Source organism: Paenibacillus sp. ICGEB2008 (assembly GCF_000307675.1).
Classification (GTDB): Bacteria; Bacillota; Bacilli; order Paenibacillales; family Paenibacillaceae; genus Paenibacillus; species Paenibacillus polymyxa.
Genome location: NZ_AMQU01000007.1, coordinates 557802 through 580917, shown reverse-complemented (window position 1 = coordinate 580917; position 23116 = coordinate 557802). Strand labels below are relative to the sequence as shown.

Annotated in this window: 22 protein-coding genes and 1 pseudogene; 7 read left to right on the top strand and 16 right to left on the bottom strand. The window is 46.4% G+C overall.

Translation table 11 applies throughout. The features are described from left to right. Positions 1 to 138: 138 nt before the first annotated feature. The 7 genes and pseudogenes from groL to C400_RS28545 all read right to left on the bottom strand — a co-directional run bounded on the left by groL (position 139) and on the right by C400_RS28545 (position 5417). Positions 139 to 1767 (bottom strand): chaperonin GroEL, encoded by a 1629-nt coding sequence (gene groL, locus C400_RS0107260; RefSeq protein WP_013369880.1) that lies wholly within the window; start codon positions 1765 to 1767, stop codon positions 139 to 141. Between the two features lie 73 nt (positions 1768 to 1840). Then, entirely contained in the window at positions 1841 to 2122 is a 282-nt protein-coding gene (groES, locus tag C400_RS0107255; RefSeq protein WP_007429271.1) for a co-chaperone GroES, read from the bottom strand. A gap of 288 nt (positions 2123 to 2410) precedes the next feature. Continuing rightward, on the bottom strand, positions 2411 to 3178 hold the full coding sequence (tatC, locus tag C400_RS0107250) for a twin-arginine translocase subunit TatC (RefSeq protein ID WP_016821197.1): 768 nt from the start codon (positions 3176 to 3178) through the stop codon (positions 2411 to 2413). 112 nt (positions 3179 to 3290) lie between these two features. Continuing rightward, entirely contained in the window at positions 3291 to 3539 is a 249-nt protein-coding gene (locus C400_RS0107245; protein ID WP_016821198.1) for a twin-arginine translocase TatA/TatE family subunit, read from the bottom strand. A 102-nt stretch (positions 3540 to 3641) separates the two neighbouring features. Then, a complete protein-coding gene (locus C400_RS0107240; RefSeq protein ID WP_013369877.1) occupies positions 3642 to 4124 on the bottom strand; it encodes a MogA/MoaB family molybdenum cofactor biosynthesis protein in 483 nt (160 codons plus the stop codon). A 113-nt stretch (positions 4125 to 4237) separates the two neighbouring features. Next, positions 4238 to 4726, bottom strand: coding sequence for a cyclic pyranopterin monophosphate synthase MoaC (moaC, locus tag C400_RS0107235; RefSeq protein WP_017426496.1), 489 nt, complete (start codon positions 4724 to 4726; stop codon positions 4238 to 4240). A gap of 38 nt (positions 4727 to 4764) precedes the next feature. Beyond that, positions 4765 to 5417: pseudogene (locus C400_RS28545) on the bottom strand (5-formyltetrahydrofolate cyclo-ligase). Positions 5418 to 5686: 269 nt separating this feature from the next. Between C400_RS28545 and C400_RS0107225 the strand changes: the two are divergent. After that, positions 5687 to 7651, top strand: coding sequence for an ABC-F family ATP-binding cassette domain-containing protein (locus tag C400_RS0107225; protein WP_017426495.1), 1965 nt, complete (start codon positions 5687 to 5689; stop codon positions 7649 to 7651). Between the two features lie 545 nt (positions 7652 to 8196). Here the strand turns inward: C400_RS0107225 and tsaD are convergent. From tsaD to tsaE, 4 genes are read right to left on the bottom strand one after another with little or no spacing between them, the layout of a single operon-like run. Then, positions 8197 to 9261 carry a tRNA (adenosine(37)-N6)-threonylcarbamoyltransferase complex transferase subunit TsaD gene (gene tsaD, locus C400_RS0107220; RefSeq protein ID WP_017426493.1) on the bottom strand — a complete coding sequence of 355 codons (1065 nt, stop codon included), beginning with the start codon at positions 9259 to 9261 and terminating at the stop codon, positions 8197 to 8199. Beyond that, positions 9258 to 9773: a ribosomal protein S18-alanine N-acetyltransferase gene (rimI, locus tag C400_RS0107215; RefSeq protein ID WP_017426492.1), complete on the bottom strand. Its 516-nt coding sequence runs from the start codon at positions 9771 to 9773 to the stop codon at positions 9258 to 9260. The genes tsaD and rimI overlap by 4 nt, the downstream gene beginning before the upstream one ends. A gap of 16 nt (positions 9774 to 9789) precedes the next feature. Next, entirely contained in the window at positions 9790 to 10626 is an 837-nt protein-coding gene (gene tsaB / locus C400_RS0107210; RefSeq protein ID WP_017426491.1) for a tRNA (adenosine(37)-N6)-threonylcarbamoyltransferase complex dimerization subunit type 1 TsaB, read from the bottom strand. Between the two features lie 3 nt (positions 10627 to 10629). Continuing rightward, positions 10630 to 11109, bottom strand: a complete 480-nt coding sequence (gene tsaE, locus C400_RS0107205) for a tRNA (adenosine(37)-N6)-threonylcarbamoyltransferase complex ATPase subunit type 1 TsaE (protein WP_016821205.1) — start codon at positions 11107 to 11109, stop codon at positions 10630 to 10632. Between the two features lie 135 nt (positions 11110 to 11244). Here tsaE and C400_RS0107200 point away from each other — a divergent pair, with 135 nt between their 5' ends. From C400_RS0107200 to C400_RS0107180, 5 genes are all read left to right on the top strand, one after another. After that, positions 11245 to 11775, top strand: coding sequence for a cysteine hydrolase family protein (locus tag C400_RS0107200; RefSeq protein WP_016821206.1), 531 nt, complete (start codon positions 11245 to 11247; stop codon positions 11773 to 11775). Positions 11776 to 12442: 667 nt separating this feature from the next. Continuing rightward, positions 12443 to 13627, top strand: coding sequence for an acetyl-CoA C-acetyltransferase (locus C400_RS0107195; protein WP_017426490.1), 1185 nt, complete (start codon positions 12443 to 12445; stop codon positions 13625 to 13627). Between the two features lie 55 nt (positions 13628 to 13682). Beyond that, positions 13683 to 14423, top strand: a complete 741-nt coding sequence (locus C400_RS0107190) for an acetoacetate decarboxylase (protein WP_017426489.1) — start codon at positions 13683 to 13685, stop codon at positions 14421 to 14423. A gap of 38 nt (positions 14424 to 14461) precedes the next feature. Further along, positions 14462 to 15130: a CoA transferase subunit A gene (locus C400_RS0107185; protein WP_017426488.1), complete on the top strand. Its 669-nt coding sequence runs from the start codon at positions 14462 to 14464 to the stop codon at positions 15128 to 15130. Then, on the top strand, positions 15123 to 15779 hold the full coding sequence (locus C400_RS0107180; protein ID WP_016821214.1) for a 3-oxoacid CoA-transferase subunit B: 657 nt from the start codon (positions 15123 to 15125) through the stop codon (positions 15777 to 15779). Before C400_RS0107185 ends, C400_RS0107180 begins: the two co-directional genes overlap by 8 nt. Positions 15780 to 15910: 131 nt before the next feature. Here C400_RS0107180 and C400_RS0107175 read toward each other — a convergent pair whose 3' ends face one another. Together C400_RS0107175 and C400_RS0107170 are read right to left on the bottom strand one after the other, a co-directional pair. After that, positions 15911 to 16090, bottom strand: coding sequence for an H-type small acid-soluble spore protein (locus C400_RS0107175; RefSeq protein ID WP_017426487.1), 180 nt, complete (start codon positions 16088 to 16090; stop codon positions 15911 to 15913). A 53-nt stretch (positions 16091 to 16143) separates the two neighbouring features. After that, positions 16144 to 16383 carry a hypothetical protein gene (locus C400_RS0107170; RefSeq protein ID WP_016821216.1) on the bottom strand — a complete coding sequence of 80 codons (240 nt, stop codon included), beginning with the start codon at positions 16381 to 16383 and terminating at the stop codon, positions 16144 to 16146. Between the two features lie 208 nt (positions 16384 to 16591). Between C400_RS0107170 and ku the strand changes: the two genes are divergently transcribed. After that, the gene (gene ku / locus C400_RS0107165) at positions 16592 to 17506 is read left to right on the top strand and encodes a non-homologous end joining protein Ku (RefSeq protein ID WP_017426486.1); all 915 of its coding nucleotides are present in this window, start codon (positions 16592 to 16594) and stop codon (positions 17504 to 17506) included. Positions 17507 to 17687: 181 nt separating this feature from the next. Here the strand turns inward: ku and C400_RS0107160 are convergent, their stop codons facing one another. The 3 genes from C400_RS0107160 to C400_RS0107145 form a co-directional block, all read right to left on the bottom strand. After that, positions 17688 to 19019 (bottom strand): erythromycin esterase family protein, encoded by a 1332-nt coding sequence (locus C400_RS0107160; RefSeq protein ID WP_017426485.1) that lies wholly within the window; start codon positions 19017 to 19019, stop codon positions 17688 to 17690. Between the two features lie 654 nt (positions 19020 to 19673). Continuing rightward, positions 19674 to 21569 carry an ABC transporter ATP-binding protein gene (locus C400_RS0107150; RefSeq protein WP_017426483.1) on the bottom strand — a complete coding sequence of 632 codons (1896 nt, stop codon included), beginning with the start codon at positions 21567 to 21569 and terminating at the stop codon, positions 19674 to 19676. A gap of 20 nt (positions 21570 to 21589) precedes the next feature. Then, entirely contained in the window at positions 21590 to 23116 is a 1527-nt protein-coding gene (locus C400_RS0107145; protein WP_017426482.1) for a nucleotidyltransferase family protein, read from the bottom strand.

Sequence of the window (23116 nt, the reverse complement as noted above, 5' to 3'; positions counted from 1 at the left end):
ATGATTGAATGTAAACTGCCGAATTACAGAAACTCTGCTGTAAGCTACATGAGCACTCATGGTGTAGCAATGGTATAGAAAAGGGCTCCCTCTCGGGAGCCCTTTAAATAGCGGTATTACAGGGTTTTGAGGCCCTAATTACATCATGCCGCCCATTCCGCCCATGCCGCCCATGTCAGGCATTGCAGCCTTTTCTGGTTCTGGCTTGTCAGCGATAACTGCTTCAGTAGTCAGGAACATAGCCGCTACGGAAGCAGCGTTTTGCAATGCATAACGAGTTACTTTCGCAGGGTCTACGATACCAGCTTCAATCATATTTACCCAGTCGCCAGTAGCTGCGTTGAAACCAACGCCAACTTCTTCGCGTTTCAGACGCTCAACGATAACAGAGCCTTCTTCACCTGCGTTAGCAGCGATGGTACGGATTGGAGCTTCCAGAGCACGCAACACAATGTTTACGCCTGTTTGCTCGTCGCCTTGCAGTTCAACAGCTGCAACTGCTTTGTATACATTCAGGAGCGCTACACCACCACCGGATACGATACCTTCTTCAACCGCAGCACGGGTTGCGTTCAGAGCATCTTCGATGCGCAGTTTGCGTTCTTTCAATTCTGTTTCAGTAGCCGCACCGACTTTGATTACTGCTACGCCGCCGGACAATTTAGCCAGACGCTCTTGCAGTTTCTCTTTGTCGAACTCGGAAGTAGTTTCTTCCAGTTGCGTGCGGATTTGGCTAACACGAGCGTCGATGTCGGCTTTGTTTCCAGCACCGTCAACCACAATCGTGTTTTCTTTTGTAATACGCACTTGACGTGCTGTACCCAGTTGGTCCACAGAAGCTGTTTTCAGGTCCAGACCCAGTTCTTCTGTGATTACTTGGCCGCCTGTCAGGGCAGCGATATCTTGCAGCATTGCTTTACGACGGTCACCAAAGCCAGGAGCTTTAACAGCTACAGCATTGAATGTACCACGCAGCTTGTTGACAACGAGCATAGCCAGCGCTTCGCCTTCGATGTCTTCAGCGATCAGAACGAGTGGCTTGCCTTGTTGTACGATTTTTTCAAGCAATGGCAGGATTTCTTGTGTGTTTGTGATTTTCTTGTCAGTAATCAAGATATATGGATTGTCCAGTACAGCTTCCATTTTGTCCGTATCTGTAATCATGTACGGAGAAATGTAGCCACGGTCAAACTGCATACCTTCAACTACTTCCAGTTCTGTTGCAAAACCGCGGGATTCTTCAACAGTGATGACACCGTCTTTGCCCACTTTTTCCATAGCTTCAGCGATCAGTTCGCCTACTTCATCATCAGCAGCGGAAATACCAGCTACTTGAGCAATGGATTGCTTGCTTTCGATTGGTTTGGAGATAGCTTGCAGTTCAGCAACTGCTGCTTTAACCGCTTTGTCGATCCCTTTACGGATACCGATTGGGCTTGCGCCAGCAGTTACGTTTTTCAAACCTTCAGTGATGAGGGCTTGAGCCAAAACAGTAGCCGTAGTCGTACCGTCACCAGCTACATCGTTTGTTTTGGTTGCTACTTCTTTAACCAGTTGAGCGCCCATGTTTTCGAACGCGTCTTCCAGCTCGATTTCTTTTGCAATCGTTACACCGTCATTAGTGATGAGCGGGCTACCGAATTTTTTCTCCAGTACAACGTTACGGCCTTTCGGTCCGAGTGTTACTTTAACAGCGTTAGCCAATGCATCTACCCCGCGCAGCATGGAGCGGCGAGCGTCTTCACTGAATTTAATGTCTTTAGCCATTTGTGATAAACCTCCCTATGGATTATGAATGATTTGTTTCAATTCCTATATTTAGGTCTTGTCCGGGTTCCGGTTAACCGATGATCGCGTGGATATCGCTTTCTTTCATAATCAAATATTCTTTACCTTCATATTTGATTTCCGTTCCAGCGTATTTGGAGAAAATGACACGGTCGCCTTCTTTTACTTCCAGAGGAATACGGGCACCGTCTTTCAATGCGCCTGCGCCAACCGCGATAATTTTGCCTTCTTGCGGCTTTTCCTTGGCAGAGTCAGGAAGTACGATTCCGAAGGAAGTCGTTGTTTCTTGCTCAATTGCTTCCACCAATACGCGTTCACCCAAAGGTTTGATCATGAAAAATAGCCTCCTTATTAAGTGTTTATCCTGTAATTTGGTTGTTATGTTGTATGTATTAGCACTCAACAGTCGTCAGTGCTAACAACCAACTTTATGATACTCAACTTGAGATTGAATTTCAAGTCCCTAATGTATTTTTTATGGGAATTTTTATGGGCAGCCATTCTTGATTATATCCACCTATCCTAAAAATAACCGTTAACTCAAGGCTAATGGTTATTTTTAAGACAGCTATGTTGATCAATTTTAGAGAAATTAGTTATTGAGCCGTTCAGGCCCTGCTTATTATTCCGCAGCTACACGCAATTGGGCCTCCCGTTCCTCCTGTGCACGCAGTTGCTTGCGGTACACGACTGATGACAAATATACACTCGCTTCATACAGCACCAGCAACGGAATCGCCACCAAAAAATCGGATATAAAATCCGGCGGAGTGATAACAACAGCGACAAAAACAAGCAGGAAATAAGAAATCTTCCGCCATTTGCGAAGCCTCATCGGGGTTAATACACGAATCCCTGTCAGAAACATGATCAGCAGGGGGAGTTCAAACAGCAACGCTACAGGCAACACAATATTAAACATAAAGGTGAAATATTGTGCAATACCGTACGTTTCCTGCAATCCCATACTTTTGGTGACGGACGATGTAAACTGAATCGCCATCGGGAAAATAATGAAATAAGCAAAAGCTGCGCCAATAATGAACAAAAGCAGCACATAAGGCACATATCGCAAGGTTGCACTCCGTTCTTGCGGCCTTAATCCCGGGCTGACAAACTTCCACAATTGGTAGCATGCAAATGGTAACGCCACTGCAATCCCAATGATCATGGCGATCTTCATGTAGATACCGATTCCGTCCCAAAAGGAAAATGCATTTAACTGAAAAGCTTGCGCCGAACCGGAGCGAATAAGCCAGTTATAGACAGAACCCGCCGCGAACAATCCACCAACCAGCGCCAATACAAATACAATCAGCACATAAATTATTCGTCGACGAAGCTCACCCAGATGTTCCATTAGCGGCATTTCATGCTCTGATGGGGTCAAGCCTATTCCTCCTTTCTGAACGGAACGCAGCAGCGCCTCCTAAAAAATAAAGCCCTTCACTGAAGAAGAGGCTCATGTTTATTATACAAGCAGCAAAAATGAATAACTAAATCTATGACAAGCGTTTATCCTCAGGCTGAGGTTGAACTTCTGACGTCGTCTGTGATGCTTGGACCACACTATCTTTGCTTTCTTTACGCCCAGTCCGTTCATCTTCAGATAAAATATCGCGTGCCCCGTTTTTAAATTCACGGAATGTACGCCCTACAGCTCGGCCCAGCTCAGGCAGCTTGTTCGGACCAAATAGCAGCAGCGCCAGAATAATTAACAAAATATAACCCGGTGCTCCAATATTGGGCATGTGTAGTAATCCTCCTTATGTTGACGGACAAAATGAGAACCTCTGTCCATATACGGCCATATAAATTCTTACAGGTATCATACCACACACACGGGCTGCCTTCTACCGGAACTGACCTGTCACCATGAGCAGCGCTTCCGGGAGCTGATCCATAATTGCTGCCAAGTTTTCATGCACGCCTTTGGGCGTTCCAGGCAAATTAACAATCAATGTACGTCCGCGTATCCCCACGATTCCACGAAAAAGCATGGCCGCCGGATTTTTCTGCATCACGATCATTCTCATGGCTTCCGCCATACCTGGCACTTCCCGTTCCACGACCCGTCTGGTCGCCTCAGGCGTCACATCACGGATCGCCAGTTCGGTTCCGCCCGTAGTTAGCACCAAGTCTGCATGAAAATAATCGGTCATTTCGATTAAAGCCGCAATAATCTCATCCGGTTCATCGGGAACGATCCGGTATTCCACAATCTCTCCGCCCAGTTCTTCTTCGACGAGTTCCCGGATGACCTGTGCGCTTGTATCCTCACGCTCTCCCCTTGCCCCTTTATCACTGGCTGTTAGGATCGCCGTTTTCCACACCATAAGATCACCCTTCTCCTATCATGAAAGAATACTTTCTCTTCTGAAAATCAGAAACAGCCACGCTGCATCCTCCATCACATCACAGTACCCTCTCGGCGACAATGTTGTCTATGTCAAGGTTTCCGGTGGTCCTCCCTTTGAAAATCCCCATGCTTGCCACCCGTTTTGGATTGCAGCATGGTAGGGCCGATGATCATATCTTTTTGCAGCGCCTTGCACATATCATACACGGTTAACGCTGCGGCTGAAGCCGCTGTCAAAGCTTCCATTTCTACACCCGTCTTACCCTCGGTCTTCACTTCAACTTCAATATGAAGCACATCATGTCCATTATCGGAAAAAGTAATGTTCACGCCTGTCAGAGCCAGCGGATGACACATCGGTATCCAGTCTGACGTTTTTTTCGCGCCTTGAATCCCCGCGACCTGGGCCACAGCAAGAACATCACCCTTGCCGATTCTGCCTTCTTTTACAGCCGTCAATGTAGCCGGGTTCATCGTAATCTGAGTCACGGCGACTGCTGTACGAACCGTAGACGTTTTGCCCGAAATATCTACCATACGAGCTCGTCCCTGTTCGTTAAAATGAGTAAAGGAATCCACGACTCCCTCACAGCTCCTTTCACATACCCAACTTTACTTCATTCATCATTTGTCGATTTTGCATGGTTACAATCTAAGCGACCTTCAGGTGTAAACAGCACGTCCACTCGCAAATCTCCTGGCTCCATGGGTACTTGTGCCAACAATTGTCCCGGCAGCAGCAGCGAGACATAAAGCGGACCTACAGAGCCGTTATTACGCTTCTCTGCCTCTACCTGTGCGGTAAAGCGATCATAGTAGCCTCCGCCATAGCCGATTCTGCCTCCACGACGATCAAAGGCCAAGCCGGGCACAACAACCCAGTCGATTCCCGTCCACATTTCAGGCAACCATTCCTTGCATGTCAATGCAGCTCAGGGATGTTCCATACGCCGGGCACCATATTTTCATACTGATCCATCTCCCTCAGCTCCATGGTTCGGGTTACCGAATCCACTCTCGGGGCCAAGACACGATCTCCCTGTGACCAGCAATGCTCAATGAGGGGAGTCGTAGAAATCTCGCTGCCAAAAGAGAGATAACTAAATAATGTTAGCTTATCCCCGTTTCTGTCTATTCTAAGCTGCTCCCATGCCTCGATTGCATGCCGACAGGCCACAGCCGATGCCTTCTGCCTTGTCAGCGGGTCCATGGAGTCACGCGCTTCCCGTTGCTGTACACGCAGCGCGTTCTTCACATTACAGACATCCACACATCCGCCCTCCCGCACAATCGTCGATAATCATCAAAACGTTGCAATTGTCCCATTTGTCAGTAAGTGCTGTACGTTGCAAGTTTTTTTCATTCTTTTTCACTTCTCGTTTAAGTTTATCATTGTTTATACAAATTGACTATACGAGGCTCAAGGGTTTAGGGGGTGAAAGCAGTGCAATAGTGGGTAATTTCATGTAAACTGGAAGGAAGGTACCTGCGAAAAAGGCAGGAAGAACTGTGCAAAATGTAATGGAGGAACGATACGCTATGCTATTGCAAGTAACCGGAATTACTAAATCCTATGGAATTGAGCCCGTTCTGGACGGGATTAACCTTCAAATATTGGAACGTGAACGTATTGGGCTGGTAGGTGTGAACGGTGCAGGCAAATCGACCCTGCTCAAAATCATTGCTGGTGAAATATCCTATGACAGTGGACAAATCTTTAAAGCGAAGGAAACCAGCATCGGTTATTTGGCGCAAAACAGCGGTTTAGATTCTGATCGTTCGATCTGGGATGAGATGATGCTGGTGTTCGAACCGCTGATTGCAGCAGAAAGGGAACTTCGGCAGATGGAGCAGGAAATCGCTGATCCGGCCAATGCGCAGAACGAAAAGCGTTATGCCGATCTGCTTGAACGCTATGCACGACGCTCAGACTGGTTCAAGGATCACGGCGGTTATGAAATGGAGACCCGTGTTCGCAGTGTGCTACACGGCATGGGCTTTGGTTCATTTGCACCCGAGACGCCTGTAGTCACCCTGAGCGGAGGTCAAAAAACCAGGCTTGCGCTAGCACGCATCCTACTGCTCGCTCCAGATGTCCTTATGCTCGATGAGCCTACCAACTATCTGGATATTCAGACATTGACCTGGCTGGAAGACTATTTGCGTGGCTACTCCGGCTCCCTGCTGGTCGTATCACATGACCGATATTTTCTGGATCGACTGGTGACGACGATTGTTGAAATCGAACGCCATCGCTCCACTCGCTATACAGGCAATTACAGCCGCTATATGGAACTAAAGGCTGCCGAGTATGAAACAAACCTCAAGCATTACGAAAAGCAGCAAGAGGAGATCGCACGGATGGAGGCATTTATACAACGCAACATCGTGCGAGCCTCTACAACCAAACGTGCCCAAAGCCGCCGCAAGCAGCTAGATAAAATGGATCGTATGGATCGACCTATGGGCGATTTGAAAAAAGCCCACTTTTCTTTTGAAACCGCCTATATGTCGGGTAAGGAAGTATTAGAGGTGCGCGACCTTTCCGTAGCGTATGAGGGGAAAAAGCCTTTATTTCAGCATGCCTCCTTTGACTTAAAACGAGGAGATACGGTGGCACTGATTGGTCCGAACGGGATCGGAAAATCGACTTTACTCAAATGCCTGACCGGCTCACTTAAACCTGCTGCTGGGTCCATCCACTGGGGTACGAAGATCAAAATCGGTCTGTATGACCAGGAGCAGACAAACCTGAACCCCGCCAATACCGTGCTGGAGGAGTTATGGAGCGAGTACCCTCATATGGAAGAAGCACGGATTCGGACAGTGCTGGGTAATTTCCTATTTAGCGGTGACGATGTACTGAAAAAGGTAGCTTCATTAAGCGGAGGAGAAAAAGCCCGCGTATCACTGGCCAAGCTAATGCTGCGTGAAGCCAACGTATTAATTCTCGATGAGCCTACCAACCATCTGGATCTGTTTAGCAAGGAAGTGCTGGAAGCGGCTCTGATGGACTATGACGGTACACTGTTGTTCATCTCCCATGACCGTTATTTCCTTAACAAAATGGCTGAACGTGTCATTGAACTTCATCCTGAAGGGATAGAACATTTCCTGGGGAATTATGATGACTATGTAGCTAAAAAACAAGAGTTGGAGGAAATCGCACAGGAAGCTCTCGAGGCAAGTCAGTCCACTCGTGGCAAAACATCGTCTGCCTCTGCATCTGTAACAGACGAGACCACTCCCAAATCACGCGCAGCCACCTATGCGGCAGACAAACAAGCCAAAAGCGAGGAACGCAGCCGTCAACGCAAGCTGGAGGCATTGGAAAACAAAATCAAAACACTGGAGGAACAAATTGTAGGATTGGAAGAACAAATGACCCTGCCCGAGATTTATCAGGATTACACAGCACTTCAGAATATTCAGGCACAACTCGACACCCATAAACAGGAATTGACTGAAACCTATGCATCCTGGGAGGAACTGCTTGAGGCATAAAAGCTGCTGCATAAAATCTTAGCCATAAAAATTTCACATTTCCCTCTTCTATTTTTTGTACACAAGAATATCCACAGATTTTGTGCATGGACGATATTGGAAAATGGCCTTTTAGGCCATTTTTTTATTGATAAACCGCCAACTTCAAATGAAAACCAAATTTATCCACCCTTTTATCCACATTATCCACAGATTTCACAATCACTATAGCTATGATATATCCCCCATCCAGCTATCTGCTAAAAGTCTTAGCCTGCTTGCTTCGAGCCTATTTATCCACATTTTTAATGGTATATGTGGATAACTTTGTTCACAACTTGACAAATCACATCATTATTCGGGCAGTATAAAATTTTGATAATTTTTTTGGTGGAACATGAAAAATCGTGAACCATTGTGACGAATCATGCGAGGAAATAAGATACCGGCATTCATACGCTCAAACTCCTGTATTTTATCCTCTTGAAATTCTATTTATATATATGTATAGCGCAGAATAAAAAAGACACGACCCTGAATGTGTCGTGTCCTTCCTATTCGCTCAATTAAGTTTGAACAGACCACTCTTCCAGAGACAGCCCTGGATCAGCTTTCATGTCCAATGAGGTGAATTCTCCGCGCTTCCACTTGGCGTATGCCGCGGCACCGATCATCGCTGCGTTATCTGTACAGTATTTCATGGAGGGTACAAGCAGTTCGATGCCTTCACGCTCACAGCGTTCCCGCAATGCTGTACGTAGTCCACGATTAGCAGCAACACCGCCGCAAAGCAGCAGCTGCTTCGCACCGTATTCACGCATAGCACGAATCGCTTTTTCCACCAGCACCTCTACGACCGACTCTTGAAAGCCTCTTGCAATCGCTCCCGCATGAACGGTTTCTCCGCGCATTTTCGTCTGGTTAATTACATTCAGCACCGCCGATTTCAAGCCGCTAAAGCTAAAATCATAAGAATCCGGCTCCAGCCATGCACGCGGCAAAGTAACCACTTCCTCCGATTCATGGGCTACACGATCCACATGCGGACCGCCCGGATATGGAAATCCGATGGCTCGCGCTACTTTGTCGTAGGCTTCTCCAACCGCATCATCCCTTGTACGACCAATAAGTTGAAAATGGCCTTCGGATTCCATCAGCACCAGCTCGGTATGCCCTCCTGACACCACGAGAGCAATGCACGGATATACAATATCATGCTCCAACTGATTTGCATAAATATGTCCCGCAATATGATGCGTTCCGATTAACGGTTTGCCGAACGCCATAGCAGCGCTCTTGGCGGCGACTATACCAACCAGCAATGCGCCAACCAGTCCTGGTCCTTGCGTCACGGCAACCGCTGAAATCTCACGGGGGCTGATTCCCGATGTTTGCATAGCCTCGTCCAGCATATAGGTAATGCTTTCTACATGTTTGCGCGACGCTACCTCTGGCACAACACCGCCAAAGGCTTTGTGTGTTTCAATCTGACTGGAGATCAGATTCGAAAGCACCTCTGTGCCATTTTTCACGACGGAAACAGCTGTTTCATCACAACTCGTTTCCACTGCCAGTATATAGCAAGGCTCGCTAGAGACAGAGCCTGTACCTGCTTTTTCCGCTTGCGTCATTGCTTCTGCACGCTTCCTTCCTGTTCACCGGATGCCCCGTGTGCGGGAATATCCGCCCACATAATCACGGCATCCTCGTTATTATCCGAATAATAGCCCTTGCGTACACCTGCAGGCTTAAAGCCCTTTTTCTCATACAAGCCCTGAGCGATCCGGTTCGTTACCCGGACCTCTAGGGTCATACGCTCCATCCCTAAATAAGAGGCAGTCTGCATCAGCTCATCCAACAGCTTGTCTCCAAGCTTGCGTCCACGATAAGCCTCACGAACCGCAATATTCGTAATATGCGCCTCATCCATAATCGTCCACATGCCTGCGTAACCAATAGCTCGTCCATTAAGCTCCATAATCATATATTTAGCGAAATGATTCATCGTCAGCTCATTGCGGAAGGCTTCCTCCGTCCACGGCAGCGTGAACGCTTCATGCTCAATCTCCAGCACATCGGGGATGTCATCCAGTTGCATTAAGCGAAACTCAAGTTTCTCTTCCCGCTGTATGTTCTTTGCCATGTTGCTCACCGCCTCTTCAGCGCTGACGAAGCAGATTGGCTTCCGCCTCCGCCAGCTGGGTATAATTCGGAACCAGCGTATGTAGCTCGTCATATTCCTGACGAAGCAGCTTATCCGCCCCAAGGCGGCCAACCCATTTTCCTTCCAGCTCATATGGTACAATACGAAGCTCGCTCCATGCACGCAAGCGCTCCGCTGTTTCGGCGTGAATCGTCGTTTCACCGACGAGCCAAATCACCGCAGGACGCTCTTCGACAGACAAAACCTCCAAACGTTGCAGCAGATCATCGGTCCACGCAGTCATCAACCGGATAGCATCCGCCTCTAACCGCTGCGGGCTACCGCTGTCGTTAACTGAATTCGCAGTGAACAGCCCCGTGTACACCTGACCACGGCGGGCATCCAGCACAGGCACAATCCAATCTGCTGCCTGCGTCCCAGACGAGTCGTTATTCCCAGACTCATGTTTACCTTCTTGCCCCTTCATTTCGATACCATGATTCCATCCACCCCAAGCCAAAGCCTGCAAAGTGGAAATGGATGTCACCGGAACCCCCCAGGCCCAAGCTAGTGTCTTGGCTGCGGTCACCGCGATTCGGATGCCAGTGTAAGATCCCGGTCCAACACCTACTGCAAGACCGTCCACATCATCGCGTGTCAGTCCTGCTTCGCTCAAAAGCCGTTCCAGCTCAGTAATGACATGCACCGAGTGATTGCGTTCGCCATAAACATTACTTTCTCCCAGCAGCTCTTTTCCGTTCATCAGGGCGGCCGCCATTACAGTCGTCGCTGTATCTAACGTCAAAAACCGCTCACGCGGCTTTTCATTTACATCTGTATGCTCTCTTTGCATGGTTCAAACTCCATTCTCCCGCAAGCTGCGGCACCATTGTTCATAAGGCTCGCCGTACCCGGTCAGGTGAATCAAGCGCTCCCCTACATCCGTTGTTTCTATATACATGTGAAGCCGCTGATTCGGCAACATATCCGGTATAATACTACCCCATTCCACCAGACATACTCCTGTCCCGTAAAAGTATTCGTCCAGCCCCAGATCCTCCGCCTCGTCCTGAGAGATGCGGTATACATCCATATGATACAAAGGCAATCGGCCCTCGTACTCCTTAATGAGGGTGAAGGTTGGACTATTTACGATACCCGGCACCCCTAAATGGCTGGCAAAAGCCTTGGAAAAAGCAGTCTTGCCCGCTCCCAGATCTCCATCCAGCACAATCACGGTTCCGGGAACCGCTTGGGCTGCCAAAAAGCCTGCTAATGTCCCGGTCTGTGCCTCTGAGACAGAACGGAATACAAACTGTTCCTGCGAAATTGTCATCTCTTTTAATCACCTTTCGTCCGAATCGGACCGTTCCAACTTGTTCTTTATTATATAGTTCACCTTATGTCGCCGCAAGGCATGAAGACATGCTATTGTAAGTTAAGTGTTACACATAGGGAGGGAATCGAACTGATGGGACAAACCGTTTTACTCTTGATTGATGTTCAGCAGGCTATGTTCATGTATGATGAGAAGCTGTATCGTGAACAGGAAGTTGTAGCGCATTTGCAGCAGCTTTTAACCGAAGCCAGAGCTTCTGGTACACCGGTCATTTTCGTGCAGCATACCGATGAAGCGGATGAGGATTTCCGGGAAAACAGTCTAGGCTGGGCCATCGCAGACGTGGTGCGTCCTCTTCCTCAGGAACGAATTGTCCGAAAATCATCCTGGGACAGCTTCTACCAAACTGAATTGCGTGATGTGCTCCAGGGATTGGGGGCAAGCCAGCTGATTATTGCCGGAATGCAGACTGAATTTTGTCTCGACACGACTTGCCGAAGTGCCTATAGTCTGGGATACCAGAACAACGTGCTCGTATCGGATGCGCATAGTACATTTGATAGCAAGGTACTAAGCGGCGAACAAATCGTAGCTCATCACAATGCAGTGCTAGGTAATCGTTTTGCGCGTTTGCTCACGACGGCAGACGTACATTTTTCGTGAGCTGTTGAAGTAAAATTTTTACGTTCCAAGCCGATTGCTCTCAAGCAGTCGGCTTCTTTTTTGTTCACACGAGCAAATAAAAAAACACTGACGTCATAACGTCATTGCTATAGGTGGCCCAGACATATATGAATTGATATTTATCCGAATTCCAAATGTATTCATTTGGATTGGCAACCTACTTTGCTTTTTTAGATGCTATAAGTCGGTTGCGAATTTACATATAGAGGGAGTTTTTCCCCTGCGATGAGCTAAATGAAATTTACCAAGAATTTTTTTTCACAGATTGATTTGCACTTTCGTATTTAACATAAAATTCAATTTTTGATCACTATTTTCAGAAAAATCAAGAAATTAACAGAAAACATTAGAATGACCTACTTATTGTGGACGATATGGCTCTATAAACATCTGTATTTGGATCTATGTAAAGATTTGAACATTGAGCAAAATCTGTATTAGAACTATGATAATTCTGGTTTTAATTTCCAGAAAGGAAAGAAGGCGATCGGACCGTCATACTCACTGTCTTAGGCACCATGATATGCCCGCATGTAAATGTATCTTGCAGTTTTTACGTTTCGTAGGTTAGGACCGGAATTACGAATGGAAGTGCAGTCATGGATGTATTGTGTCCTTGAACACAGCGAAAGGAATGTGAGTTTTTATGAAAAAAGTAGCTATAGTAAGCCCGTTGAGAACAGCGGTCGGTTCATTTAATAAAGTTCTTGCCCCCCTGAGCGCTCCTGAACTGGGAGCAACCGTGATGACAGCATGCCTTCAGCAAAGTAAATTAGAGCCTTCTTTGATTGATCAAATTTTTATGGGAAATGTTCTTCAAGCGGGCAATGGTCAAAATCCTGCCAGACAGGCGGCACTAAAAGCCGGTATCCCCATTGATGTACCCGAATCAACGATAAACACGGTTTGCGGTTCAGGACTCCATGCCGTCGCGTTAGCTTACGATTCCATATTGGCAGAACAAGGAAACATCGTCTTGGCCGGTGGCATGGAGAGCATGTCGAACGCCCCTTATCTGCTAAAAAATGCTAGAAACGGCTACAAGCTCGGTAACGGTGAATTGGTAGACTCCTTGGTGGCCGATGGCCTAACATGCCCGATCAACCATTACCATATGGGAATTACCGCCGAAAATGTTGCCGAAAAATATGGAATTTCAAGACTTGAGCAAGATGCATTTGCTTATGAAAGCCAGATAAAGGCTGTCGAAGCAAAAAACAACAAGGTTTTTGAAGAGCAAATTGTTCCGGTTATGATCAAAAACAAAAAAGAAACTACTTATTTCACAGAGGACGAACACATAAGAGGAAATACGACGAAAGAAAAACTTTCTCAGTTAAAACCTGCGTTTAAAGAGAACGGAACGGTTACTGCGGGAAACGCTTCGGGCATCAATGATGGTGCGGCGGCTATGCTAGTCGTGTCGGAAGACAAATGTAAGGAACATGCGTTAAAGCCGTTGGCATATATCAAAGGTTACTCGCTTGTTGGTGTTGACCCTGCATATATGGGAATGGGACCGGTAAAAGCCATTTCGTCACTGCTGAAGAAACAGGGAATGTCTATAGATGACATTGATCTCTTTGAAATTAACGAAGCGTTCGCTGCACAAGCTCTAGCGGTGCAAAAAGAGCTTGGAATTAATCCAGAGAAAGTCAATGTCAATGGCGGCGCGATCGCAATTGGTCACCCTGTTGGTGCAAGCGGTGCTAGGGTATTGGTTACGTTGGTTCATGAAATGGTACGCAGATCTTCACGTTATGGCGTAGTCTCGTTATGCATTGGAACGGGAATGGGAATAGCCATGCTGGTTGAAAATGCTCTCATTTAAAGTGCTTGTTCAAGATAATTGTTGAAATACCTCTTAAAAAGGAAGGGAGATCGCTATGAATCAAAAAGATGTACTTTCACTCCAATCCATGCCTGCGGCCAGCGGCAGTTATGGACGCCCGCCATGCCGGTTCATCAACCGGGAATTCTTTATTATTACCTATGAATCCGATCCCGCCGCGATTAGACAGGCGGTCCCTGAACCTCTCCAGCCAGATGGAAGTAATACGGTTTCCTATGAATGGATCAAAATGCCCGATTCATCCGGTTTAGGAAGCTATGAGGAAAGCGGCATTGTCATTCCGTGTACTTATAATGGAGAACCGTGTAATTTTGTTGCCCAAATGTATCTGGATAACGCACCTGCTATTCTGGGGGGACGTGAAATCTGGGGATTTCCGAAAAAATGGGCGAAACCTCGCCTGATCGTTGAGGATACAGAGACGCTGACGGGTACCTTGCATTATAATAACGCCCTGGTAGCCATGGGAACCACCCCTTTCAAATATAACGTTCTTGATGAAAAAGAAACGGCTAAAGCCATTGCAAAAACGCAAGTTAATTTGAAATTAATCCCTAATGTGGACGGCACCCCTAAAATTGCTCAGTTAGTGGCGTATAATCTCGAAGATATTACTGTAAAAGGCGCCTGGTCAGGACCTGCTAGATTAAGCCTGATCCCCCATGTCAACGCTCCGGTGGCAGATTTGCCGGTTAGAGCTTATGTTGGCGGAAAACATTTTATTGCCGACCTAACACTTCCATATGGAAGAGTCCTCTACGATTATCTCCAATAAAGTATGCTTTCCTAAAAAATAGATAAGGAGACGGAACCATGAATAAAAAAGTAAACTCCGCTGAAGAAGCTGTTAAGAGAATCAAAGACGGAGATACGGTGATGGTCGGAGGTTTTCTGCAAGGAGGCATTCCAGAAGAACTGGTGCGTGCGCTTGTCGATACAAATTCCGCTGACAATCTTACGATTATTTCCAATGACACAGGCACAACGGAATTATCTATTTATAGACTTGTAAAAAGTGGTAGAGTCAAGCGGATTTTTGCATCCTATATTGGCTCCAATCCCGAAACAGGAAGGCTCTTGATGACAAAAGAAGCGGAGGTTCAACTCTTCCCACAAGGGACGCTCGCTGAAAAAATACGCGCAGGCGGAGCCGGTTTGGGTGGATTTTTAACACCTGTAGGTGTAGGAACCATTGTAGAGAAAGGAAAACAGAAAATCAAAATTGACGAAAGAGAATATTTGCTCGAACTACCGCTCAAAGCCGATGTGGCGCTCATCAGAGCCCATAAAGCTGATGAAGCAGGGAACCTTGTCATCAACGGCACTTCACGCAACTTCAATATGGTGATGGCTACCGCAGCCGAGTATGTAGTTGCTCAGACAGACGAATACGTAAAGGCGGGAGAAATTGACCCCAATCATATCAATGTTCCCGGAATATTTGTCGACGCGATTGTAAAGGTGGGTGGAGACAATGAATAATAGAGAATTGATTATTAGAAGAATAGCCCAGGAATTCAAAGATGGCGAAGTGGTCAATCTTGGTATTGGATTACCTACCATGGCGGTGGACTACATCCCGGAAAATATTAATATTATGCTGCAGGCGGAGAACGGAATTGTCGGCGTTGGTCCCAAAGCAGCTCCGGGAAAAGAAAGACTTGATTGTATCGATTCAGGCGGAAACTACGTTACAACCGTGAAAGGAGCCTGCTATATTGACAGTGCGCTTTCATTTTCCATTATACGTGGAGGGCATGTGGACGTTACCGTTCTGGGTGCTCTGGAGGTCGATGAGAAAGGCAACCTTGCAAACTGGATGATCCCAGGGAAAAAGGTGCCGGGCATGGGCGGAGCCATGGATTTGGTGGTTGGAGCCAAGAGAGTGATTGTAGCTATGGAGCATGTGAACAAAAATGGGGCGCCGAAAATACTGAAACAATGCAAGCTGCCCCTAACCGCTGTAAATGTGGTAAAGACCATCGTAACCGAAAAGGGTGTCATCGATGTTATTCCAGGTAAAGGGCTGATGCTCAAGGAAATTGCTCCAGGTTTGTCGGTGGAAGATGTTCAAATGGCAACAGAGGCTGAGTTGATGGTTTCTCCACATTTGAAGACCATTGCAGTGTAAAAAACAGTTCCACCTTCAAATTAACTTGTTTGGCGTTTAACTTGTCTCCACAATCGCACTTATTATATAAAATAAGGTTCGCTAATTGCTCATTGAGCAATTGCGAGCCTTTTTAGGTTGGATTCCCTCTCCTATTGTTCTTCCAATCGATCCACACGAACGGTTTGTGTATTGCCGGGTCTACTTCCGATCTGTATCGTTGCCATACCATTCGCTTCATCTACATGCTCAATCCAAATCGGTTTGCCATCCAATTGAACGGCAATCGTTTCGGTTGAATCATAAATGGCTTTTGCTCGTTCCACATTCATACTGTTCTCCTCCTGCTCCTTGTTTTTGTGCAATATTTAGAAATATAGGTCACCTAGTCTTCGTCTATAATCCGTTCCACATCCAATGAAGGAAAGCTATGAGAAGGCGAAGTTGAAACTACAGCCTCCAAATCCACATGAGCGACAGCTACGGGAAAAGGCGGCGGCGTTCCATGTGAAAGAGCAAACTCGGGTGGCAATGCATCCTGTTCGCCTGCAGCAGGCCCTCGAAAGGCAATCTGACTTTGCCCCACACGATGACTGATCTGCTGAGGATAAGGTTTTCTAGGCATCAATGGTGTACCTCCTTTTGAATCGGATATGACTTAACATTCACCAATAAAACCGAAACCATGCGCAAGTAAAAGCAATTCGTAGCCTACATTTGCACCTCATACATTCCTTTGTGCGAAGCATACTAAGTGAAAAAGGAAATGCTCACAGCCCGGGTGTCCGGAATCAAAATATGAAATATGCGGGTAAAAAAGGAGGACTGGCGGTATGCATACAGTCTGGAAAGGCGCGATCAGCTTTGGGCTGGTTCATGTGCCAGTTAAAATGTTTTCAGCTACTGAGGACAAGGATATTTCCATGCGTTATATTCACAAGGAATGTGGGAGTCCACTGAGCTATGTACGGAAGTGCCCTGTTTGTGATAAGGAGGTTGAATGGGAGGAAATTGGAAAAGGATACGAATATGAAAAAGGAAAATTTGTCATGTTCGACAAGGAGGAACTGGAGCAAGTTAGCGGGCAAGCCGATAAAAATATCGTGATTTTGGACTTTGTGGATTTACAGGAAATTGATCCGATCTACTTTCAGAAAACGTATTATTTGTCCCCGGATCAGGCCGGCTCCAATGCGTATAAGCTGCTCATGAATGCAATGAAGGATACCGGAAAAATCGGGATTGCCCAAATCTCCATCCGCTCGAAAAGCAGTCTGGCAGCCATTCGCGTGCTGGATGAATGCTTGGCGGTGGAGACCATGTTTTACCCGGACGAAATCCGTCCCATTTCTCAAGTTCCCAACTTACCTGGACAGGAGGAGGTTAAAGAGAAAGAGCTGACCATGGCAAAAATGTTGATTGAGCAGCTATCTACCCCTTTTGATGCAGCAAAGTATACGGATCAGTACCGCGAGCGTCTGCTGGATCTTATCCAGCATAAAGTAGCTGGCGAAGAGGTGCGAATTGCCCCAACACAGCCTCAGACCAATGTGGTTGATTTAATGGCTGCCCTCCAAGCCAGTATTGAGGCAGTGAAGCCTGTCGTTACCGATCCTGGTCCTGCTGCGAAAAAACGTCCTGCGCGTAAACCAGCAACCCTGACAACACAACAAGCTGTGGCAGGCGACGCCATCTCTCCTGCTCCAGTCAAAAAGAAAAGGAGCCCTGCTAAACGTAAAGAAACGTGAGCTTTACAGGAAAGGAAATAACTAAATGTAGAGACAGAAAATTTTCATTTAGGGGGATGGCGAAGTGTTTCTATCCTACATCCCCTTTAATGGAATAACATGACTGACATTTTTAATCAACTCTATTGACACTTAACACTACCATCAATACTACACTTCGTTGAGCCACATTATTACAAATTTATTGATGTAGTTGAGATGGACTCACTTTTTGAATTTGAACAAGTATATCAAACGATTTACCTAATGATATATCAACAGTTTTTGGTATATCAGGGCCTTCCGTAGTTATTCCAGCGAAAATTGGATGTTGTTGGTTTAACCAAGTTTTTGTTACTCCGTTCGCCTTACGTAAATCTATAAAAAATTGATCTTTTTTGACCTGTCCAAAGATGTAGTTATAGCTGTTTGGATCATCTGATTTTAATGTTCCATATGGGCCAAATTCACCGTCATTATTGTAGACATTATATTGCCCTTCGTAAACTGATGTTCCAATAGATACATACCGTTCCCCATAATATTCCGCTAAATGCTGCCCAGCTACTTTAGGGTATATAAAAGGAATCATATTTGTTTTCGAAACGTGTCCGTTATGTCCCCAAACAATGGTTTTTCCTAAATGTTCTTCAGTCCACTTCGCATTTTCATACATTGCAATATCATGTTTCAAAAAAAGGTCGGATGGTTTATCAGGTGGTGACGCTAACATTGTAGTAAATTGTTCAATAATACGGGCATTTTGTTTTATCCATGCGAACTCTCTGGATTTTCCATTTAGATAGCTTTTATTTTGTTCTAATAAAGCACTGATTTGTTTAGCATCTGAAATATACTTTTCTTTTTCCTTTTGCGTAAGGCTGTCAAAGGTATCCATATCCTTTGTTACAGGAATAAGCCCTCTTATCTTCTTTTCGACTCTAGGCACAAGATCTGAATTGTTTCTTTTTATATATTCTACTATATTATTATAAACATTCTCGTTTACTGATTGAATATCCATCCCAATGACACGCACTTTAGATTTATGTTTTGGATTAGCATTATATTGCCGAATCCAACTAAGTAGATGTAACATTTCTTTCGTCTTAAATGCAGGTGATAGATGTTGGCTTGGGTTTCCCTTACCAGTAAGAACATATCGATCAAGTTCCAAAGCTCTGTCCCATCCCTCTTCTAAAACTAAGTTGGTAAAGCCCTTTTCAGATACTAAATAATTAACAATGCGGTGTTTCATTGTATAAACTTCATGAGCCCCATGTGTAGCTTCACCTAAACCTACAATTGAAGCTGAACCTACCATATTCTTAAGTGGTTTTAAATCATTAAGAGGTGCAGTTGGATTCGTTGTTTTTAAAGGCTTTGCATGCGCTTCTAACCATTCTGCTATTTGATTTGTATTGTAGGGAGCTGTAACAGGAACTACTGTTTTCGAATCTGCATAAGTACTTCCTACAAAATTAGCCAGCATTATAGCAGAAGCACCAAGTGCAATAATCATTTTCTTTTTCATAAAAACCTCCTGAAATACTTACTTATTATTTTTCTAAATTCCCTAAAAATCCCCTTTAACCATCAATTTAAAATTCGGCATTCACCTCATGGATTTTTTTGAAGTACGACTCTTTCTGCATACAAGCATATTGGGTCGTCTTCAGTAATCCAATTGTCACTCACTCGCTATCATTTAAGCTAGTTACAAATCTTCACTATTTCATGTGACATGCAATGCTCGCTAACGTATTGATCAGCGCCAACATGTCACAAAGAAAATGATGACATGTTGATGACAGAGATGACAGCTGTGCGGTTAGTATGGAGCAGTACCATCAATAAAGGCGTGCATCGATATTAATATCGATGCACGCCTTTTGTTAAAAAAGGGGGGTTGTTATTTAGCTTTTTGTCATTTTCCGTATTTTAAAATCATTTATCAATTCTTTATAAGTCGTCTTCATTTCTTGTGCGAAAAGATCCCCGTGAGGCTTACGGATTAGACATTGGTATGCCAAAATGGATAAAGATTTGACCTCATTAATTTCAGTACTCTTCAAACTGAAGCTTTGTATTACTTTATATTCTGGAACATAAGGATCAGAATATAAAATATTAGCGCCTTTTTGTTGCAAAATTTTTAGTATATTTATGGAGGGTGACTCTCTTATGACTAAGGGGCGGCGCTGACAGTGCTTTGATACGAAAGTAGCTGACTGAACGCCCCCCGCTCCTCTTCTACCAGTTGGTGGTAGTTCCCCTGCTGTATGACCTCGCCTTGATCCAGAACAACAATTTGATCTGCATGTCTGATCGTTGACAGACGGTGAGCGATCACGATCAACGTCATTTGACCTTTCATCCGTTCCAATGCTGCCTGAATTGCAGCCTCGTGCTCACCATCCAGCGCACTTGTCGCTTCATCCAGGATGAGTACAGGAGGATGATGCAAAATAGCCCGCGCTAATACCAGCCGTTGACGCTCTCCCCCGGACAGACGAATCCCGCGATCACCAATGACTGTGTCCAGCCCTTCTGGCAGTCTGGATACAAAGTTGTCTGCAGCTGCAAAATGTAACGCCTCCCATAGCTGTTGTTCACTAGCATCCTTATCGGCCAGCTTCAAATTTTCACGGACGGTCGCATGGAACAAAAACGGGTCCTGTGACACATAGCCAAACGACTGCCGCCACAGCGGCAGCAATTTGTCGTCCAGTACATGACCATCGATTTTAATCTGTCCTCCAGTTGGGCGTAAAAAACCCATCAGAACATCGACCATTGTGCTTTTGCCTGCTCCTGATTTCCCTACAATGGCGGTCATTCCCCGGGCAGGTATCAACAAATTAATATGACGTAGGGCAGGCTCTGCCGCACCCTCGTAGCAATAATCCAAATGGCAGCATTCTATTCCATTACGAAGGGATAGAGGTTGCCGTGCAGATGTAGATGTAGATGTAGATGTAGATGTAGATGTAGATGTAGATGACAAATGATATACGGATGAATCGAATGGAACATGAGCCTCAGAAGATGTAAGCCCGATCAACGAGGGGTCTGAGAAAGCCTCGCATTCCCGTTGCACTTTAGTTACACTCTCAAAAGCAGAGATCATAGACATGATATATTCCAGGCTCGCTTGAATAAGGGCAAACCTGGGCCATAAGCGGGAAAATATAAGGATGAGCACGATCAGTTTTTCAGGTGTAACATGCAGCCATTGGAGCGACACAAATAGAACACCAACGACAAAAACAGCTGCCGCTATGCGATGAAAAAACTGTGTGGTCGCATTTTGCCGAACAAACTGAGTCGTATTATCCTCCATCCGCTGCGTCAGGGAGCGAAACCAATGAATATTCGCTGCTTCCAGCAGATTGCTTTTAATATCTTTCATCCCGTTCATATGATCCGTAATTCCGGCAAAATAAATCTGTGACAGCTCAGTGGTACGGTCACCTAATTGTTTGGCATTTCGGATAGAGCGACGGAACACGACAAACAACACCAATCCACTCAGAAACACCAGCCCGGTTAAAGAAGGGGATAACCAAAAAGCCAGCGCAATCTGGATTAGCGTAAACATGACGGCCGTGGTCAGTTGAAGAAGCAAATTCGTTCCCTGACTGACACGCGCCAGCTCGGTCGTCATCACGTGGCTAAAATCAGATTTACGCTGACGCAAATAAAAAGCCCACTGCGCCTTCATAAAGGAAGTGTATACGTCTATTCGAAGGGAACGCATAAAACGCTGCTGAATCCGTGAGTTAAGAATGGACTGGTAACGCTGAAGCCAAGCCTGCCCGGTAAGCAGCACTACAAAAAACATTAGCATTCCCGGCAACAGCCAACTTTTAGGAATGTACGGCAAAAAATAATCAAATCCATCCGACAGAAATGGCATCTCTGAATGACCGCCAAATACGCCGATGGCCGCCAGCATAGGAACAAGCATATAAATGCCGACACCCTCCAATAGGCTGACGATCATCATACATCCAATATTAAGAAATAACGCCGCGCCGTTCACGCTATACAGCTTGGTTATATATAATCGCAGGTGTGTCATCATGTACACTCCTTATCAGGTCAGTGCTTTGAAAATCGACGTTTTAGCCAAAGAAATGGACGTAAAGGAATATACAAAAAATGCAGCTGGCGAGGCAGTGGGCAAATGACTGAATCCCTCGTAGAAGGAAACAAACGGCTGATGAGATACCATAGTCTGTGTCTTGGCTCCTTTAAGGAAAGCAGGTAAGCGCGGCTAACCGGCAGAGGAGTAAACGCTGTTGTTGTAGCTCCAGCAATGGCTGGACTGGAGGCGACTGTAGCAGCACCTACAGGCTTGGCAAGGCTACTTACAGCAGTGTTCACTGTATTCACCGGGTCACCAAGGATGCTGCTGGCATCTTTCGATATGCCAGCAGCACTACTGACGGCGTACAGAACAGCTTCGCCCGAGGTTCCGTTAGCTGAAATACCGCCATCTGAAGGGGCGGTATTCATTGACTCGGTCAAAGCTACGTTAGGCAATAGCTCTGGCCGAACGAGTCTGCCTGTACCCGCCCCATTGGCAACCGGGTACGGCGCAGGGACGCTGGCCTGCATAAAGGCCAGCGCGCTCAGCGCAAGCCTGTGCGCCTGCCGGGTAGCCGATATCGGACGCACCGGCTCCGGGATCGGCGTACCGAACAACGCAGCGGCCAGTGCCCAAGCCTGCCCGCCCGCAGGCAGGCCCCCGTAACGGCGCATTAGCGGCAGTAGCGCCCCCCAATCGACAGCGCGTACCGCAAGCCTGTCGATGTCAACCAACCAGCGCAGCCTGAACCAGCCGTGACGCGCTCCGTGTGCGCTGAGGTACAGAAATTGATGCTGGCTGCCAAGCGTATACATGCAGGATGTCGTCACATTCCTGCTGTCGGCAGAAGTCGCTGGTGCCATCTGACTGGCTCGAACTGCTGGGGCTTTACCCATTTGCCGGCAGCCCCAAAGCTCATCAAAGGAGGGCTCCCGCCCCCCATCCGGGTGAAGCCGCCAGTGCAACTCGACTTCGACCCTCTTTTGCGGATGTAAGAAGGAGGCATGATGATCCTTCCACTTCCAGCTGCCAAGGACGCGCACTTCTCCGCTTTTGGACGCATACCCAGCTTCCTTCATCCAGTGCTCCGCTTCATCCATGTCATCCGGGGCAATAAGTAAATCAATGTCTTTAGAGGTACGCAGGGAAACATCCCCGTACAATTGCTGCGCCAGAGCAGGACCCTTCAACATCAGCACACGAATTCCATGAGCTGTGAGCAGCCTGGTCAGACGCTCGGCTTCTGCTTGAAGATGGAGCATGCGCAGCGTGTTTCGATGATATTGCGCCTGAAGGTTTCGCAGCAATTCTGCGGGAATGAACGGGTGATTCAACGTTTTCAGCTGGAGATACACCGTAGGTATCACACGATGGTGTTCTGTCAGACGCAGCAAGCGGGACCAATCGATCTCCTGCAACTGGGAAGCAGTCATCGTATTCTGCCATAGATTGACGTCTTTACGAAGTAGAGAGAGTAACAACGTTAATTCTTGATCCTCATTCCAATTCGCAAGTTCCAAAATAGACTTGGTGGTCAT

Coding starts and splice junctions, on each gene's coding strand:
- groL (WP_013369880.1), bottom strand. CDS start 1,767: ATGGCTAAAGACATTAAATTCAGTGAAGACGCTCGCCGCTCCATGCTG.
- groES (WP_007429271.1), bottom strand. CDS start 2,122: ATGATCAAACCTTTGGGTGAACGCGTATTGGTGGAAGCAATTGAGCAA.
- C400_RS0107245 (WP_016821198.1), bottom strand. CDS start 3,539: ATGCCCAATATTGGAGCACCGGGTTATATTTTGTTAATTATTCTGGCG.
- C400_RS0107240 (WP_013369877.1), bottom strand. CDS start 4,124: ATGGTGTGGAAAACGGCGATCCTAACAGCCAGTGATAAAGGGGCAAGG.
- C400_RS0107225 (WP_017426495.1), top strand. CDS start 5,687: ATGCTATTGCAAGTAACCGGAATTACTAAATCCTATGGAATTGAGCCC.
- tsaD (WP_017426493.1), bottom strand. CDS start 9,261: ATGACGCAAGCGGAAAAAGCAGGTACAGGCTCTGTCTCTAGCGAGCCT.
- rimI (WP_017426492.1), bottom strand. CDS start 9,773: ATGGCAAAGAACATACAGCGGGAAGAGAAACTTGAGTTTCGCTTAATG.
- tsaB (WP_017426491.1), bottom strand. CDS start 10,626: ATGCAAAGAGAGCATACAGATGTAAATGAAAAGCCGCGTGAGCGGTTT.
- tsaE (WP_016821205.1), bottom strand. CDS start 11,109: ATGACAATTTCGCAGGAACAGTTTGTATTCCGTTCTGTCTCAGAGGCA.
- C400_RS0107200 (WP_016821206.1), top strand. CDS start 11,245: ATGGGACAAACCGTTTTACTCTTGATTGATGTTCAGCAGGCTATGTTC.
- C400_RS0107195 (WP_017426490.1), top strand. CDS start 12,443: ATGAAAAAAGTAGCTATAGTAAGCCCGTTGAGAACAGCGGTCGGTTCA.
- C400_RS0107190 (WP_017426489.1), top strand. CDS start 13,683: ATGAATCAAAAAGATGTACTTTCACTCCAATCCATGCCTGCGGCCAGC.
- C400_RS0107185 (WP_017426488.1), top strand. CDS start 14,462: ATGAATAAAAAAGTAAACTCCGCTGAAGAAGCTGTTAAGAGAATCAAA.
- C400_RS0107180 (WP_016821214.1), top strand. CDS start 15,123: ATGAATAATAGAGAATTGATTATTAGAAGAATAGCCCAGGAATTCAAA.
- C400_RS0107175 (WP_017426487.1), bottom strand. CDS start 16,090: ATGAATGTGGAACGAGCAAAAGCCATTTATGATTCAACCGAAACGATT.
- C400_RS0107170 (WP_016821216.1), bottom strand. CDS start 16,383: ATGCCTAGAAAACCTTATCCTCAGCAGATCAGTCATCGTGTGGGGCAA.
- ku (WP_017426486.1), top strand. CDS start 16,592: ATGCATACAGTCTGGAAAGGCGCGATCAGCTTTGGGCTGGTTCATGTG.
- C400_RS0107160 (WP_017426485.1), bottom strand. CDS start 19,019: ATGAAAAAGAAAATGATTATTGCACTTGGTGCTTCTGCTATAATGCTG.
- C400_RS0107150 (WP_017426483.1), bottom strand. CDS start 21,569: ATGACACACCTGCGATTATATATAACCAAGCTGTATAGCGTGAACGGC.
- C400_RS0107145 (WP_017426482.1), bottom strand. CDS start 23,116: ATGACCACCAAGTCTATTTTGGAACTTGCGAATTGGAATGAGGATCAA.